The following is a 16689-nucleotide window of genomic DNA, read 5'->3' as shown; positions in this document are numbered from 1 at the left end:
ATGACCGCAAAAGACCAACTTCTTCAAGAACTAGACCAAGTACCAGAACCCGTGCTGCTGAAAGTGCTTGAATTTGTCCGTTCCTTAAAGACTGAAGAAGAACAACAAAAACTAGAAGCCAAAGCATGGCAGGCATATCTAAATTCCGAACACGAAAGAAAGGAGGTTTACCGTCGCCTTGCCAACTCCTAATTTGGTCAGCAAAAGTATGGTTTTAAGTATCCACGCCAGACAGATAGAGAGGTTTGGCGGCACTCCCGGCGTTAGAGATGAAGGCTTGTTGGAGTCGGCTTTGGCTCAACCGCAAGCAACTTTTGGCGGTCAATTTTTGCATTCAACGATTAGCGAACAAGCTGCAGCCTATCTCTATCACATAGCGATGAGTCATCCCTTTATTGACGGCAATAAACGAACGGCTTTTGCAGTGACAGATACCTTTTTGCGTTTGAATGGTTGCGCTCTGAATTTGACCGACGATGAAGTATATGATTTAGTCATGCGAGTCGCGCGGGGAAGCATAACTAAGGAAGAACTAACCACCGAGATCGAGTCAGGTATTTTTAAGTTTTAATAAGTAAGTTGGGCAGCCTACGTTGAGATTAAGTAAGGTGCGGCGTACTCACGTTACATTGAAATAGCGAATCGCGGAACAAAAAAGCGAGTAAAATTATCACTAAAGAACAAAGCCGAGATCCTTTGCGTCAAATCAGTAATAAAACTAAACAGAAAATAGCACCAACCGCCGATCGCCCTTTCTCCCGCAAATCCCGCTACCCAACTAGAAATTAGCAATAGCCATGAATATAAACTTTTCTCGTTACGACACCTTAGCCACCCTGCTAGCAGGAACTACCGCAGCCTTAACCATAGTCATCAGCCAAAGTGCGATCGCCAAAACCCCCCAAGAAGTCGCCAGCATTGCCGGGCCGCTGACAGTACAAATTAACAGTTCCCTCGGAGACGGTTCTGGGGTAATTATTGCCAAAACAGGTAAAACTTACACAGTTTTAACAGTCAATCACGTCGTAGAAAAAGCAGACGTTAAATACACCGTTCGCACGTCTAAAGGCAAAAACTATCCAGCAACTGCCGTCACCCGCTTGCAAACCGCCGAAACTGACCCGGATTTAGCCGTAGTCAAATTTGAAAGCCCCGAAGAATATCCAGTCGCGACGATCGCCGATTCCGATCTAGCAGTCATCGGCACTCAAATCTTCGTTTACGGCTATCCTGCTACGGGCGGACTTTTCGGCGCGGAAAGAGAACCAGAACTCTCTCCCGGACTCGTTACCAGCCGCCCACGCAACCGCCCAGAAGGTTACACTTTGCGGTATCAGGCCGTAACTTGGAGCGGCATGAGTGGCGGCCCAGTTTTTGACTCCGACGGCCGAGTCATCGGTTTACACGGACAAGGGGAATTCGGTTTCGCGCAAACGAGTTCCGGCGAAGTCGCCCCGATTAAAACCGGATTTAACGCAGCAGTTCCCATCAATACATTTATCGCGAAGCTAGTGGCGGCGGGAATCAACAAATCCGAGTTGAAAGTAGACAATACTCCCGCAACGAGCGGCCCCGTATCCACCGCCAATCCGCAAGACGCCCAAGCCTATTATTTTCGAGGGCTTTCGCGCTTAGATGAAGGAACTGCTTCGGAGGCTTTGGAGGCGATCGCGGATTTCAACAGAGCACTCGCTTTCAAGCCCAAATATACCCCTGAATTGTATTTTAATATCGGTAATGCCCGCACTTTATACGTCGCCCTACTCGATCCCGCATTGGACAACGGCCGCTATCCAAACCCTATTGAAGCATACACGAAGGCGGTCGCAGCCAATCCCGGTTTTGCCGACGCCTACTACAACAGGGCTTTAGCTTACCTTGTAAAACAAGACAAACCCAAAGCAATTGCCGACTTTCAAAAAGCCGCAGAACTTTACAAGCAAGGCGGCAGAACAAGTGCCTATCAAGACGCGCTCAACCGAATCAAACAATTGCAGTAGAATTTGAAGTTAAGAATTAAGAATTAAAACGATCGATCGCCCTAAATCCGCAAATTATCCCTACCCAACTACAAATTACCAACAGCCATGAATATAAACTTTTCTCGTTACGACACCTTAGCCACCCTGCTAGCAGGAACTACCGCAGCCTTAACCATAGTCATCAGCCAAAGTGCGATCGCCAAAACCCCCCAAGAAGTCGCCAGCATTGCCGGGCCGCTGACAGTACAAATTAACAGTTCCCTCGGAGACGGTTCTGGGGTAATTATTGCCAAAACAGGTAAAACTTACACAGTTTTAACAGTCAATCACGTCGTAGAAAAAGCAGACGTTAAATACACCGTTCGCACGTCTAAAGGCAAAAACTATCCAGCAACTGCCGTCACCCGCTTGCAAACCGCCGAAACTGACCCGGATTTAGCCGTAGTCAAATTTGAAAGCCCCGAAGAATATCCAGTCGCGACGATCGCCGATTCCGATCTAGCAGTCATCGGCACTCAAATCTTCGTTTACGGCTATCCTGCTACGGGCGGACTTTTCGGCGCGGAAAGAGAACCAGAACTCTCTCCCGGACTCGTTACCAGCCGCCCACGCAACCGCCCAGAAGGTTACACTTTGCGGTATCAGGCCGTAACTTGGAGCGGCATGAGTGGCGGCCCAGTTTTTGACTCCGACGGCCGAGTCATCGGTTTACACGGACAAGGGGAATTCGGTTTCGCGCAAACGAGTTCCGGCGAAGTCGCCCCGATTAAAACCGGATTTAACGCAGCAGTTCCCATCAATACATTTATCGCGAAGCTAGTGGCGGCGGGAATCAACAAATCCGAGTTGAAAGTAGACAATACTCCCGCAACGAGCGGCCCCGTATCCACCGCCAATCCGCAAGACGCCCAAGCCTATTATTTTCGAGGGCTTTCGCGCTTAGATGAAGGAACTGCTTCGGAGGCTTTGGAGGCGATCGCGGATTTCAACAGAGCACTCGCTTTCAAGCCCAAATATACCCCTGAATTGTATTTTAATATCGGTAATGCCCGCACTTTCATCACCGCCGGCTTGCCTCAAACCGAACCCACACGCGGTTCCACTGCTATTCAAGCATACACGCGGGCGATCGAAGCCAATCCCGGTTTTGCCGACGCTTACTACAACCGAGCTTTAGCTTACCTGGATAACCAAGACCAACCGAAAGCAATTGCCGACTTTCAAAAAGCAGCAGAACTTTACAAGCAAGGCGGAAGAACCAGCGCCTATCAAGACGCGCTCAACAGAATCAAGCAATTGCAGTAGAATGAGAAGTTAATAAGGATCGCGAATTAAATAATTTACACTCTTGAAAGTGGGTTGGGCGTCCCGCCCGCCCTTTCTGGACGGGCGGGACGCCCATCCCACAAGAGCCATCAAAATTCTAAGTTATTTAATTCTCATTCCTAATTAAGAATTAAAAATGAGTAATCCCATTTTTAATTCTTAATGTAGTTCATAAAAACAGCAGGTAAATAACCATGACTGCTATAACCTTAAACCTCAACTCCATAATTAAACTAACTTCAGAACAGTTTTATCAACTGTGCGAAGAAAACCCAGACTTGAAACTCGAACGCAACGCCAACGGAGAATTAATCGCCATGCCGCCAACCGGAGGAGAAACAGGGAAACGCAACTTAACAGCAGGGGCTCAACTCTGGACGTGGAACGAACAAACCGAACTCGGTGAAGCCTTTGATTCCTCAACAGGATTTACTCTGCCCAATAAAGCCGATCGATCTCCCGATGCTTCTTGGGTATAAAAATCCCGCTGGTCAGCTTTGACGCCCGAACAAAGAGAAAAATTCATCCCGCTTTGTCCCGATTTTGTCATTGAATTAGTCTCGCCCAGCGACAGTTTGAAAAAAAGTCAGGAAAAAATGCAAGAATATATGGAAAATGGCTGCCGTTTGGGTTGGCTGATTAACCGCAAAAAACGGGAACTTGAAATTTATCGCCCCGGTCAAGATGTAGAAGTTTTACAATCTCCTCTCACCCTTTCTGGGCAAAATGTTTTGCCGGGATTTGTTCTAAATTTGCAAAAAATTTGGAATTAATTTGAGTTATAAATAGTTTTAAAAATTCAAAAAAATGCTATGAGTGCTATAACCTTAAACCTCAACTCCATAATTAAACTAACTTCCGAACAGTTTTATCAACTGTGCGAAGAAAACCCCGATTTAAAATTAGAACGCAGCGCCAACGGAGAATTAATCGCCATGCCGCCAACCGGAGGAGAAACGGGAAGAAGCAACTCAAAATTTAACTTACAGATTGGACTTTGGAACGAACAAACCCAACTCGGTGAAGCCTTTGATTCCTCCACAGGATTTACTCTGCCTAATAAAGCCGATCGATCTCCTGATGCGTCTTGGGTAGAGAAATCCCGCTGGTCAGCTTTGACACCTCAACAAAGAGAAAAATTTATCCCGCTTTGTCCCGATTTTGCTGTCGAAATTCTCTCCCCAACGGACAGCTTGAAAAAGACTCAGGAAAAAATGCAAGAATATATGGAAAATGGCTGCCGTTTGGGTTGGCTGATTAACCGCAAAAAACGCGAATTTGAAATTTATCGCCCCGATCAAGATGTGGAAGTTTTACAATCTCCTCTCACTCTTTCTGGGGAAAATGTTTTGCCGGGATTTGTTCTCAATTTGCAAAAAATTTGGAATTAGCAGAATTTAATTTTGACTTATTATATCATCTTCAATAAAATAACCGTTACCATTTCCTAGTGAGGAATGCAATTCCGAGCGAATTGGGTCAGGACTCTCCGTCCTCGCTACGAACCAATTTTGTTATTATCGCTCGACGGGACATCATATTACCGGGAAATTTGATAAAATTATAAGTACCCATAAAATTAACGCGCTAGAATTATGGTTCAAACAATTCAAGCTAAAAATGTCACATTAGAAGAATTAAAAACACTTTTTGACCTTCAACTTGTCACAGACGACCAATTTTTCCGAGAATGGCAAGATGAGTTACCAGAAATTACCGACTTTCAAAAACGACAGCTAGATCAGATTAAAGCGGGTTACTTCAACATGCGGTCGTATCCGCCGATGCTGGAAAAAACCATTAGTTTGTCGATCGTCTCTCCGCTGTTATTTGCAGGCGAGTTTTATCTGCATCCTTTCTACATTAAACCAGAAAAATCCGTCGAAATTTACGAAGAAGATGAAGGCGTTATCATCAAAGGCAGCCTTGATACTTTAGTTTTAAAAGAGCAGTTGTGGCTGATGGTAATAGAATCGAAACGAGTTTCATTTTCGATCGAAGCGGGATTGGCGCAAATCTTAGCTTATATGCTGGCAAATCCCAACCCGGACAAACCTAGTTACGGCATGATTGCTACAGGCGGAAGTTTCATCTTTGTTAAATTAGTGAAAGGAGAATCACCTCGATATAGCACATCTGATTTATTTGGAATTAACAATCGCACCAATAATTTACATGATGTACTCCGCATCCTCAAACGCTTGAGTCAAATAGTGATTAGTCAGTAATTATTGGCCAAACAGGGGATTGGCCAAACAGGGCATGGGGCATGGGGCATTAATCTTCCTTCTTCCTTCTTCCTTCTTCCTTCTGTCTTCAGAATTACCACGGCGAACCGATCATAGTAAAAGCTGCCCAATAATAAGGATGCGAGAAATTTCGATCGCCCCTAGTGACCAACTCCGACGGTAAAGGCAGAGCTTGATTGTTGCCCGATCTTACCAAATAACCATCTTGCAACCGCACTTCACCCCGCAGCATCGCCAACTGCGCTTGCCGCAAAGCCTCAGCCTTAATCGGCGCTGTACGCAACTCCTGGTAAAACTCAGTCATCAGCCCCAAAGTAGCGACATCGCTGACATACCACAAACTCGCCAAAGCCGATTTTACCCCCGCGTGCACCGCCAACCCCGCAAACCCCAACTCAGCTTGTTCGTCTCCCACCGCCGTAGTACACGCACTCAAAACCAACAACTCCACCTGCGGGTTAGATAACTTCAACTGATCCAACTGATTCAACCGCAACTTAGTATCCCAAAACTGAATGTAAGAATTTTGGGCCCCCCCAGGCTGAAAATCGCCGTGAGTAGCTAAATGAATAATTTTGTATTGCGGTTGATTGCGCTTCTGCTTCAAATTTGCCAAAGTAAAAGCTTCATTGAGAAAAGACGAACCAGGCCAAATCTTGCCCACAATTGTCGATATTTCCAGCGGCACCGCAGGCAAAGGATTTTGATCGTATTTGGCGGGAAAATTCGACGCACCCATCGCTAACACTTCAGAACCCTTAACATCCGCATAGCGAGTATCAGTTAAACTCAAACTCGGAATCAGCCCCAAACTATACTTTTCTACCAAAAACTGCTTGCCGTCGTAAAGAGCAGCCAAAGGCAAAGTTCGCAAACCGACATCCATCGAAAACACCAAGGTGTCAATCTTGTTAGCCTCCAATTCCGGTTGCAGCGGTGCAATTAACCACTGGTAAAGTTCCTCGGCAGGTTCCTTGTAATCAACAGCATTCAATCTCCTGGGACTTCTGATAGCATTAGTGAATTTTTTAGCAACTTGCAGGACTGTCTCGCGGCTTGCAGGCACGCTTTTAAAAACATTTTTGCCGTCTGGCAATAACAACACAAGTTCTAAATGTTTGTCTTTTGCCCATACGTAAAGGATGGCGGGTTTAACCCCAGTCAACTGATTGACGCTGCTGAGAGTATCTCGAATACTTTGCTGCGTGACTGACTTTTCAGTGACAGTGCCCCCAAAGTAACGTTCAAATTCCCGGCCCTGAGTTCTATCCCTTTGCTGCACTGCGTCGATCGGATTTATCGGCGCCATCGAACTTGATCGAGAAATCTCAGGAACCCTCACATTCCCCATACTTTCTGCTGTTACCGCACTCGCCGGCTTCTGTGCAGTTGCCTGCAAGTTACCGTTTTCTGTCGCTGCAGGCGGGGCCAAATTGTCTTGTAACACCGACGGCGACAGCAGTACCGGGCCGGCCACAGTCTCGTTCGACTGAGCCTCAAAAGAGACAGCAGCAGCTTCTGGCGAGACATTTGCGTTAGTGTTCTTGGGCACCGACGCTGCAGGGCCGATACTCACCTGAGTCACAATTTGTTGAGAATTGGCTGTAGTTTTCAGTTCCACGCTGGTAGTTGGTGTCGGACTCGGCACGATCGCCAGCGGCCCGATCGCAGTTGAGGAGGTGGCAGTGTTCGACTTGGAGTTTCCCGTCCCAACAGTCGCCACCGTGCAGGTTCCCGACGAGCAAGTGCTTTGCAGCAGCGTCTGTGAACCCGATTGAGCCAGCCCGTCTGTAGAAATGCTGACCTGGGCGCGTTCAGCAGCAGTTCCTGTTCCCGCAGCCCGAAACGCTCCCCCAGCCTCGATTGCCACATCGCCGCCCGTATTGCCACGAGCTTTGATCGAAACAACTTCAACATCTTTCTGCCCGATAATTTGGCTCGAACCGGCACTTCCCGATTGCGAACTCGAGTTGATCACCCCTGTAACGATCCGGCCCGGCGCCGCAATCGAAATATCTCCCCCGCTTCTGGCACCAAAAGCATCGATGTTACCGGTTTCTACCGCACCGGCGCTGCGAATATTGATAGGGCCCGCCACCCCGGAACTTGAGCGAGATGAAACTGTACCAGCAGTCAACTTGCCTTGAGTGCTAGTGATGTTAATCCCCGCAGTCGAGGTAACGTCTCCGACGGCTACAGTACCGCCCATCAGAGAGATCGTGGCGTTATCAGTTCCGACAATCGCACTTGTTCCCACGATCTCGCCAGTGCCATTGGGCGATTGAATCGTCGTCGGATCTTGAAATGTCACCGCCACTGGCGTTGAATTTGGCGTTCCAGAAGGAATCGAAATCACACCGCTACCGTCGGCGCGCCCGATCGCGATCGAAGCAAACCCATTCCGAAAAGTGTTCAATTCAGCAGCCGTCAAGTTCAGAGCTTCTGTATCGCCAGAACCTTGAATGATAATATTTTGGCTTGGATCGGCCGGTTGCAGCACCAGATTGCCGTTGCTGGCGATCGAATTGTTGCCACCCGTCAAGTCAATATCGTTGCCGGTTAAAGTAATATTTCCCGGTGTTTTCGAGCCACTAGCTTCGATCGCGCCTGCTGTGACTCCATTGCGCCCCGTTAGCGTCACATTCCCCGCGCGATCGCCCCTGGTGTCGATCGCCCCTGCAGTCACCGTGCCCTGTGCGGTAACGCTAACATCTCCCACCGAATTGCCTATATCTTCGGAAGAATTGACAGAAGTGTTGATGGTGCGGGCAGTTCCAGTAAGTAGCTGACCGGTTGTGACATTGCCCGCTGTGCTGACGATGCTAATTTCCTGATTGTTGGTAGTGATATTTCCGGTACGGATATTGCCGTCAGCTTTGAGAGTAATTGAGGCATTGTCTGCCCCTGTCAAGGAACTTGTGGTAGTGATTGTTCCCAAACCCGCTGGCGATTGAATAATTAGCGGATCGTAAAATGTGAAATCGTTAGCCATCAGAATTGAACCGATACCGTTGCTGCGGCCGATCGTAATTCCAGCAAACCCATTTTCCAAACTTCCGAGGTCGTTTGCCGTCAGATTCAAATAAATATTAGTGCCAACATCTCCAGAACCGCCGATCGCAATATTTTGACCGGGACTCCAAGGTTGCATTACCAAAAAGCCAGTGCCGCTGACTGAATTTTTGTCACCTTTGAAATTAATTTCATTACCAGTCAAAGTAATGTTTCCCGAACCCGCTGCGACGAAGCTCACTCCCAGAACATTCTGAGCCGTCACACTTACATTTCCGGTCGCTTCCGTGCCGCTGGCATCAAGTTTTTGGGCTGTTACGTTCAGGCCGTCGATCGCAATATTCCCGCTCCTGCCGGTGCTGGGATTGGATGAAGAAATGTTGTTTGCAACAGTGGAACCCGGACTAATCAAACTAATATTTCCGCCGTTACTCGACAAATTGCCCGCAGTAATTTGACTTCCCTCCAGGGCGATCGCACCGCCACCGGTGCTAATTGTATCGGCCGCATTCATCGAAAAAACACCCGCACCATTGCGATCAGCATCTGCTTTCAATGTTACCGATCCAGTAGTTGCTTGAAAGCTCAACTGATTGTCCGCCAAATCAGCAATTGTAATATCATTGAGCGCTTCGAGAACCACATTTGACGTAGCCGACATACTTTCCAAAGCTCTAGCCGAAATTGTCAGCGAAGGCTCAGATTTGTTTTCCTGTCCTGGTAGCGTTCCTGTTGCCAAAATATTATTGTTGGCAATTATTTCCGCATCGCCCGCCTCTTCGGCAGAATCTGTAATTAAAATATTTTCTGGATCTAACAGCAAAGTCCCCAAACCGTTTGTCCCAGAGGTATCAACAGTACCGTTAAAAATCAATCTTTGCTTGCCCGAAACTTCCACAAACCCCCCAACACCTGCGGTGGTTGTTGCAGAAACGCCCTGAGCGCTGATGCTGCCCAAAAATGCTGTTGTGTTGTCAGCCCAGACAAAAACATTGCCGCCGTTGCCTGATTCAGTTGCGTTGGCGGCGATCGAACTTTTGCCATCCACGTAAGTCATTGTTGCATTCGGCACAGTTCCCTCGCCTCGGTAATCTCCCCCGATCCGCACCGTTCCGCCACCGTCGGGCCCCGAAGCCTCAATCTTCGCTCCAAACAGCCCTACCTTGTCGCCCAACACGTTGACGCTTCCTCCCGCGCCCCCCCTGGCAGACACGTCCGCAGAACCCGCCACCAGCGCATTTCCAGCCCCTCCAGGCACTGTTTGGCCGCCTGTGAGTACGACTTCACCTTGAGCGTTCGTAGTTATACCCGTAGCGTTAGCCACGCCGGGGCCCGAAAGCAGCCGAGGTAAAGTCAGGGGAGAGAAGGGAAGAGCTTCCGAACCCGACACTCCGGCTGCTGGAGAAACTTCTAAACTCAGCAAAAGTCCGTTTTGACTGAACCGCACCAGATTTTCGCCTGGAACAGCCGCCACAGTAATTTGACCGCCTGGGGCTGAAAGTTGCCCTGTACTGATGACCGTACCGCCCAGCAAAGTCAAATTTTGCCCGGTGCCGACAGCCAAGTTACCAGCATTGACAATACTCGCCGGCTGTGGGCCAAAAATAAAAGCATTCGGCGTTCCGACTAGGGCTGCGTAGTCGTTCGCCCCTGTACTGTTGAACCAACGGTCGTCAAAACCGATACCGCTAGCGGTGGTAGCAAAAAAAGACCCGGACACATCGAGTCTGGCATTTGCTCCGAAGATAATGCCTGCGGGATTCATCAGCAACAAGTTAGAATTGCCGCCGCTAACTTGAATTAGACCGTTAATTAAGGAAGCGTCCCCGCCGACAACGCGGCCGAGGATATTTTTAACGCTTGGGTTGGAGATGAAATTGGCAGTTTCGCCAGAATTCAGACCGAACCGAGTAAAACTGTGGAACAAATTTGCTCCGTCTCTGGAGGTAGTGCCGCCTTTAATGTCGTAGCGAGGAGGCGACCCTGTATTTGGGGCGGTGACATTGGTTCCGGTGCCGTCTGGGGCTGGAGTAATAGATTGTGCCGCAGCAATTTGAGATTGGGGATAAATTGCCACGAGTACCCATCCGTTGCTGTTTTCTTTGAGGAAAACCAGGTTGGGGAAAAAATCTAATATCAAAAATCCAGCAATGGGAATTGCTGCCAGAATCGACCGCACAGCACGTTGAGCATTCATAAGTTTGCCTCGGTCTAGACCTTAATTCGAGTTTAAAATTGAGATTTTAGGTAAAAAAGAGTCGATCGCACCCCAATGCTGACACTTCCTAACGCGAACTCTCGATCGCAAATCTTAAAATTTAAGTCTAAATTTGATTGTGTCACCAACATAGCAAAGACTGACAGTAAGTGTCGAAACACAGTTCCGTTTAAACAGAGAAAATTATGAGCGATCAAATTATCCGTCTGATTGGTTTAACTGGGGGCATCGCCACTGGTAAAACCGCTATATCTAATTATCTGGCAGATGTCTGTGGATTTCCGATTTTAGATGCCGATATTTTCGCCCGCGAAGCTGTGAACCCCTGTTCGCCAATACTTGACTCTATTGTAAAACGATACGGCGCGGGTATTTTGCTCCCGGACGGCAATTTAAATCGGCCAGAGTTGGGAAGTATTATTTTTTGTAACGCAGACGAGCGGCAGTGGTTGGAACAACAGATTCACCCTTACGTGCGCCGCCGATTAGTTGAGGAAACTCAAAGCTGCATAGCTGCATTGACTCCCGTATCCCAGGACACACAGAATTTAGGTACAAAGACTCAAGAAACCAGGTTTTTTCACCGCGATCAAAAGCTAGAACGAAGTATTGTTGAAAAAAACTCCGGTTTCTGCGCCCCCACTAACACGTTGACTTTGGTTTTGGTAGTGCCGCTGCTGTTTGAAGCTAACATGACTGACTTGTGTACCGAAATTTGGGTAGTGTACTGTTCACCCGAAGTGCAGTTAGAACGACTAATGCAGCGAGACGGCTTGAGTTACGATCGAGCTAATGCCCGCATTAACGCCCAGTTGCCGCTAGCTCAAAAGTGTCAACAAGCTGATGCTGTTTTGGACAACTCGTCAACCCTCGACTCGCTATTCCAGCAGGTAGATGTGCAAGTCAGTCGCTGTGAGATTTGATATTTGAGATTGACTCCGCGATAGCGGTTTTCAAACCAGGTTTTTTAATCCCTGCGCGCCAGTTAGTCGATTTGAGATTTGATATTTGAGATTGAATCCACGATTTTGTAAATGGGCTTTTTTCCCTCAACCGCTTTCGACTCCTTCTTCGGAATGGCGCGTAAGCGCTCTTGTCACAAACCAACATCAGAAAAGATCCGAAAAGATCCGAAAAAATAAAAACTTCACAATTTATTTAAAAATACAATAGCAACCATTTATGAAGTTAATGTGAAAAATTAGGCATGGCCCCCTTTAAGGAATCTCATTCACCAAGATATTTATATGTAATACCAATTCTCCCAACTCTTGCAACAATTATGAGTTTTTGGTTTGTTTACGCTCACGCTTCAGGTAAGGTGCGTCGCTTGGAGATTGTCGCTCTTTTTTAGGATTTAAGGGTGGCGACGCACCCTACAGCTACTGTTGCATGAGTTTTGAGAATTAGTATAACGTGCTGATGGCGCGCCTGGGTACTCTCCTGTTGTGTCTTTAATCCCCGGGTTGCCGCTTCACCTCAATAAATTATCAAGTTAATCATAAAAGTAGTACAACTTTACAATTGGCGGTTTTTGTTTCTTTCTTGGAAGACTGTTTCAAAAGGATTCCCGGGGCGATACCCTTTTAGATTTGAGATTTGAGATTTGGGAATGATTTATAACTACCAGGGTTGGGAAGACTGGCATAGAAGAGTAGCATTATTTTTTTGAACATGGTCTTGAATTCTGCTGGTAGCCCGCAAGTAGCAGAGAACTAGAAATTACCCGCGAACAAGCGAGCTAGATGATAGATTTCACCAGCTTTTAACCAAAACTGAAAAAAATTGTAGGTGCAGTCACTTACTAATTGATGATTTCACCGCAATTATTTTTTTTATCCTGATAGCAGAGTACAGACTGCGTATTAAGAAGGGGAAAATACAAACACCAAAATTTATGATGCGCGTTTACTCTTCCATCCTGATGTCAAGCCTGTTACTGAGTGCTGGCGCAGTTAATGCTCAAAGCTTAGAAACTCGATCGACCTTTTTTGCTCAAGACAACTCTGCTTCAGAAATTTTAACGACTCTAGCTGGCACTCCGACTTTTGACGCAGATAACGGTAAAGATGAGCCGCCACAACGAGGCACCGGGAGATAAAGCCGAAAAAAGCGATAATTGCAGGGAATTAGGGGGAGAATGCGAGAATATAAAATTGGGAGAAAAAGATAAAAATTGAAGATTTCGAGCCATTAATTGCGGACTTACGTACTGCGTAGCAAAAAAACCGATTTTTCAGCCGTATTTGACGACTCAAAGCATAATTGTTCGCTATTCCGATTTTTTGGCCAAGCGTCCTCAAGATATCAGACACCACCAACGGGCGGGAAATGTTGCACTCAAAAAAAAAGAAAGGTAAAGCGCGAGTAGGAATCTTACGCTTTACCTTTTTTTTTTCAACTTTTGGAGCTTTAATCTTCTTCCGCAGCTTCGCCACCAACAACGACATCGCGAATCCGCAAACTCGGGCCGCCGCAGCCCACGGGCAAACCGCTTTGTCCTGCCTTGCCGCAGCCGCCGGATTCATCCCAGTAGAAATCGTCGCCGATCGCCTCAATATCAGCTAAAGTGCTGAAAACATTACCCGAAAGAGTAACATCTCGCACCGGATTGTCGAGTTTTCCGTCGCGGATCATCCAAGCTTCGCCGGCACTGAAAGTAAACATTTCGCCGTTAGTCATGCCGCCTTGCCAATTGCGCGCATAAACTCCTTCTTTGATACCAGAAAATAAGTCAGCAACTGGCGTGTCACCTCGTTCGATCCAAGTATTCGTCATGCGGACGATCGGCGGATAATGATAATTCAAACAGCGAGCATTGCCAGTAGGTGTTTCTCCCAATTTGCCCGCCGTTTCCCGCGAGTGCAACCGCCCGACTAAAGCGCCGTCTTTAATTAACTGAGTAGTAGTCGCGGGAGTGCCTTCGTCGTCGTAGAAATAGCTGCCCCGGTGTCCCTCTGGCGCTGCACCGTCGAAAATTTGCAAGTTTTTGGGGCCGAACTGGCGGCCGAGAGTCATAATTTCCAAAATGTCGGGATTTTCGTAAGCCATGTCGGCTTCGGAAAGGTGTCCGAAGGCTTCGTGGACGAACAATCCGGTCAAAATTGGGTCGATGACGACGGTGTAGGTGTTGCCTTGGACGGGGGGTAAGGCTAGGGAGTCTACGGCTCTCTGGGCGGCGCTGCGAACTTGAACATCGAGATCGGTTAAATCTTCGTAAGCTTTGCGGGAACCAGTGGTTTCGCGGCCGGTTTGTACGGTTTCCCCGCTGCGGGCTGTGGCGGCAAAGCGCATTTCCATGTCTGCCCAACCTTGTTCGAGCATGGTGCCTTCGGAGGTGGCGAGGATGATGCGCTGGGTGCTGTCGCCGTAGCGCACGGAGATTGTGGCGATGCGGGGGTCAATACTGCGGAGAATGGCCGCGTAGCGATCGCACAATTGCTTTTTGTCAATTAGGGGAACCAGACGGGGGTCTGTTCCTGTCAGCGGCAGCAAGCAAATGTCTTGTACGGGCGTGACTGGCGCGAGAATCGTTTCTTCTTCGCCAATCAGTTTAGCCGCGGCGATGGCTTCTTCGATTCTTTCGGCGAGGGTGGAAAGTCGGTTAAAACTGGCAAAGCCCCAGCCGCCTTTGTGACAAGCCCTGACTTGGCCGCCAATTGAGACTCCTTCGCTGAGGGTTTCAATTTTTTCGCCCCGCAGCAGGATGTCGGTGCCTTCGGCTTCTTCCAGTCGAATTGCCAGATAATCGACTTGGTGGCGGTAGCGTGCCATTAAGTCTGACAGCAGATTTTTCGAGTCGGCGATCGAGGTGGGCATAAGGAAAGCACGGTGTTTAACTTACTTCATTTTGCACTTTTGTCAGGGCGATCGTGCAAAATATCGCCCCAAGCGCGGAGATTGCGACTTATTGGTACGGTTCTGCCAATATCGTTACTTGACAAATATGGATATCCTGTGAGTTAGGAGGAAGGCGCAAGAAATTATGCGGGATTTTTCGATCGTGCTGGTGCTTGACTCCTAACTCCTGAACTTTCCTATACATAAATACTTCACCCTTCATGCCTCCGAAGGTGGGTTTATAACTGTGAATACTTACTTTTTACCGACAATAAGCGAAATTTTAGCCTCCGAAGGCCAAGAAAATGACCTGAGTCTCTTTGATGCTAAGTTGGCGGGAGAAAACAACCGCCATCGGTGTCCTGTAAGCCGTGGGGCTTCTCGGCTGAAAGCTGAACAGGAATGGTACGGGGCGATCGCAACTTTGAATCAAATGCTCGATCGGCAAAAATCAGGACAAAAAACAGATGCCGATCGAGCAAATTGTCGATCGACAATCCCCCATTCCTGTCAAGGATTGGTTTTGTCGGGCCCGTCTTCGGTTTTGACTCAGCCCGCTGTGGCCAACGGCTTTGCCAATTGGATTTTTACCAGTATTCCCGACAACGATGCAGCTTTGTGGTCTTTTCGGGCTAGACAAACTTTAGCTTTAATGCCGGCGGCGGATGTGCAAACATCAGTCCCTGCGGCGGCCCCGGCTTTGGCTTTGGCAAGTGGCGATCCCTTAGCCAACGAGCAGTTTTGTTTGGTTTTAACTGCTAGTTTTAGCCTGGTGATGGTTTTGGGTGAAAATTCTGCAGGAATTCCGGCTTTTCTATTTTCTTTCGATCCGCAAGTAGTCGCCAAAGCTTGGGAGGTTTTGCGGCGCAGGGTGACTGAAAGCGAATGTTTGCTTGCCAATTCTGACGGTAGCTTCAATTTACCCGTTAGCCAATTAACTAATAATTCTACTAAATTAGACGCGCTGTTCCAGCAGTTTTTGCCTGTGGAGCCAAATTATCAAACAGTGATGCAGTTCAGCCGGTTGCTGTTGCATAATTTGCCGGTTGGGAAAGATGAAGCAGGCAGGATAAAGGATGAAAGAATTGATGATGGTTTGAACCATAGACATCACAATTTATCGGGTACAGATATCAACTGCAAATCTCCAATTCCTCTCGCTACTAAAGAGGTGGAATTGCTACAGGCGATCGCCCACGAAGTCCGCACTCCTTTGGCTACTATCCGCACGCTGACTCGATTGTTGCTGAAACGTCCCAAACTCGATCCGGTGGTGGTCAAGCGTTTGGAAATGATTGATGCTGAGTGTACCGCTCAGATCGATCGCTTCGGTTTAATTTTCCGGGCCGTGGAATTGGAAATGTCGCAAGCTAAAAATTCTGGCGTGCAGCTAACAGCAATGTCCCTCGGTGAAGTGCTGCAAAATAGCATTCCCCGCTGGCAAAAACAGGCGGCTGTGCGAAACCACACTTTGGAAGTTATTGTGCCGAAAAAGTTGCCTGCGGTAGTCAGCGATCCGACGATGCTGGATCAGGTTTTAACTAATTTGATTGAGAATTTTACTCGAACTTTGCCCTCCGGGAGTCGCATTCAGGTGGAGGTGACATTGGCGGGCGATCAGTTAAAGTTGCAGTTGGAATCGGAACACCTACCTGAAGGTAATGTCGCATCGACTTTTGCAGCTAAGGCGAATGCTCCTTTGCGATCGATCGGGCCTTTGTTGATGGTGCAGCCGGAGACGGGAAGTTTGAGTTTAAACTTGAGCGTGACTAAGAATTTATTTCGGGCTGCTGGCGGGAAGTTGGTAATTCGCCAGCGACCCCAAAAGGGCGAGGTGATGACGGTATTTTTGCCGCTGCAATAGTTATTAATTATTGGCAAAATCGGTAGGGGCGGGTTTAACCAACCATCTATGTCAGAAACGAACAATATAATAAACCCGCCCCAGCCCTACGACCAATCCGAATTGATATTTTTTGAAGGGGGGCGAAACTCATGTTAATCTGGGCTATTGGTTGGGTGGGGGCGGGTTTTTATAGATTGTTTGTGAGCCTCAAATATT

11 protein-coding genes and 1 pseudogene are annotated in these 16689 nt (G+C 47.8%); 10 read left to right on the top strand and 2 right to left on the bottom strand.

Going from position 1 to position 16689, the window contains the following annotated elements; all coding sequences use genetic code 11:
• The 7 genes and pseudogenes from QUB08_RS04640 to QUB08_RS04610 all read left to right on the top strand — a co-directional run bounded on the left by QUB08_RS04640 (position 1) and on the right by QUB08_RS04610 (position 5536).
• Positions 1-192, top strand: a complete 192-nt coding sequence (locus QUB08_RS04640) for a DUF2281 domain-containing protein (protein ID WP_333053201.1) — start codon at positions 1-3, stop codon at positions 190-192.
• 16 nt (positions 193-208) lie between these two features.
• Positions 209-571, top strand: a complete 363-nt coding sequence (locus tag QUB08_RS04635) for a type II toxin-antitoxin system death-on-curing family toxin (RefSeq protein WP_333223670.1) — start codon at positions 209-211, stop codon at positions 569-571.
• A gap of 226 nt (positions 572-797) precedes the next feature.
• Positions 798-2000, top strand: a complete 1203-nt coding sequence (locus tag QUB08_RS04630; RefSeq protein ID WP_333223669.1) for a tetratricopeptide repeat-containing serine protease family protein — start codon at positions 798-800, stop codon at positions 1998-2000.
• Between the two features lie 87 nt (positions 2001-2087).
• Positions 2088-3287 (top strand): tetratricopeptide repeat-containing serine protease family protein, encoded by a 1200-nt coding sequence (locus QUB08_RS04625; RefSeq protein ID WP_333223668.1) that lies wholly within the window; start codon positions 2088-2090, stop codon positions 3285-3287.
• Positions 3288-3502: 215 nt separating this feature from the next.
• Positions 3503-4081 (top strand): annotated as a pseudogene (locus QUB08_RS04620) (Uma2 family endonuclease).
• A 39-nt stretch (positions 4082-4120) separates the two neighbouring features.
• Positions 4121-4699, top strand: coding sequence for a Uma2 family endonuclease (locus QUB08_RS04615; RefSeq protein ID WP_333223667.1), 579 nt, complete (start codon positions 4121-4123; stop codon positions 4697-4699).
• Between the two features lie 204 nt (positions 4700-4903).
• Positions 4904-5536, top strand: a complete 633-nt coding sequence (locus QUB08_RS04610; RefSeq protein ID WP_333153162.1) for a restriction endonuclease subunit R — start codon at positions 4904-4906, stop codon at positions 5534-5536.
• A 94-nt stretch (positions 5537-5630) separates the two neighbouring features.
• Here QUB08_RS04610 and QUB08_RS04605 read toward each other — a convergent pair whose 3' ends face one another.
• Entirely contained in the window at positions 5631-10766 is a 5136-nt protein-coding gene (locus QUB08_RS04605; protein WP_333223666.1) for a CHAT domain-containing protein, read from the bottom strand.
• A gap of 206 nt (positions 10767-10972) precedes the next feature.
• Here QUB08_RS04605 and coaE point away from each other — a divergent pair, with 206 nt between their 5' ends.
• Entirely contained in the window at positions 10973-11710 is a 738-nt protein-coding gene (gene coaE / locus QUB08_RS04600) for a dephospho-CoA kinase (RefSeq protein WP_333223665.1), read from the top strand.
• 974 nt (positions 11711-12684) lie between these two features.
• Positions 12685-12888 carry a heterocyst-inhibiting protein PatX gene (gene patX / locus QUB08_RS04595; protein WP_333223664.1) on the top strand — a complete coding sequence of 68 codons (204 nt, stop codon included), beginning with the start codon at positions 12685-12687 and terminating at the stop codon, positions 12886-12888.
• Between the two features lie 311 nt (positions 12889-13199).
• Here patX and QUB08_RS04590 read toward each other — a convergent pair whose 3' ends face one another.
• A complete protein-coding gene (locus QUB08_RS04590; RefSeq protein ID WP_333223663.1) occupies positions 13200-14606 on the bottom strand; it encodes a TldD/PmbA family protein in 1407 nt (468 codons plus the stop codon).
• Positions 14607-14874: 268 nt separating this feature from the next.
• Between QUB08_RS04590 and QUB08_RS04585 the strand changes: the two genes are divergently transcribed.
• A complete protein-coding gene (locus tag QUB08_RS04585; protein ID WP_333223662.1) occupies positions 14875-16491 on the top strand; it encodes a HAMP domain-containing sensor histidine kinase in 1617 nt (538 codons plus the stop codon).
• The last annotated feature ends 198 nt before the right edge of the window (positions 16492-16689 follow it).

It is taken from the genome of Microcoleus sp. BR0-C5 (genome assembly GCF_036705045.1).
In the GTDB taxonomy this organism is placed as follows: domain Bacteria; phylum Cyanobacteriota; class Cyanobacteriia; order Cyanobacteriales; family Microcoleaceae; genus Microcoleus.
The sequence above is the reverse complement of the archived record's forward strand: the minus strand, read 5'-3'. Positions and strand labels throughout refer to the sequence as shown.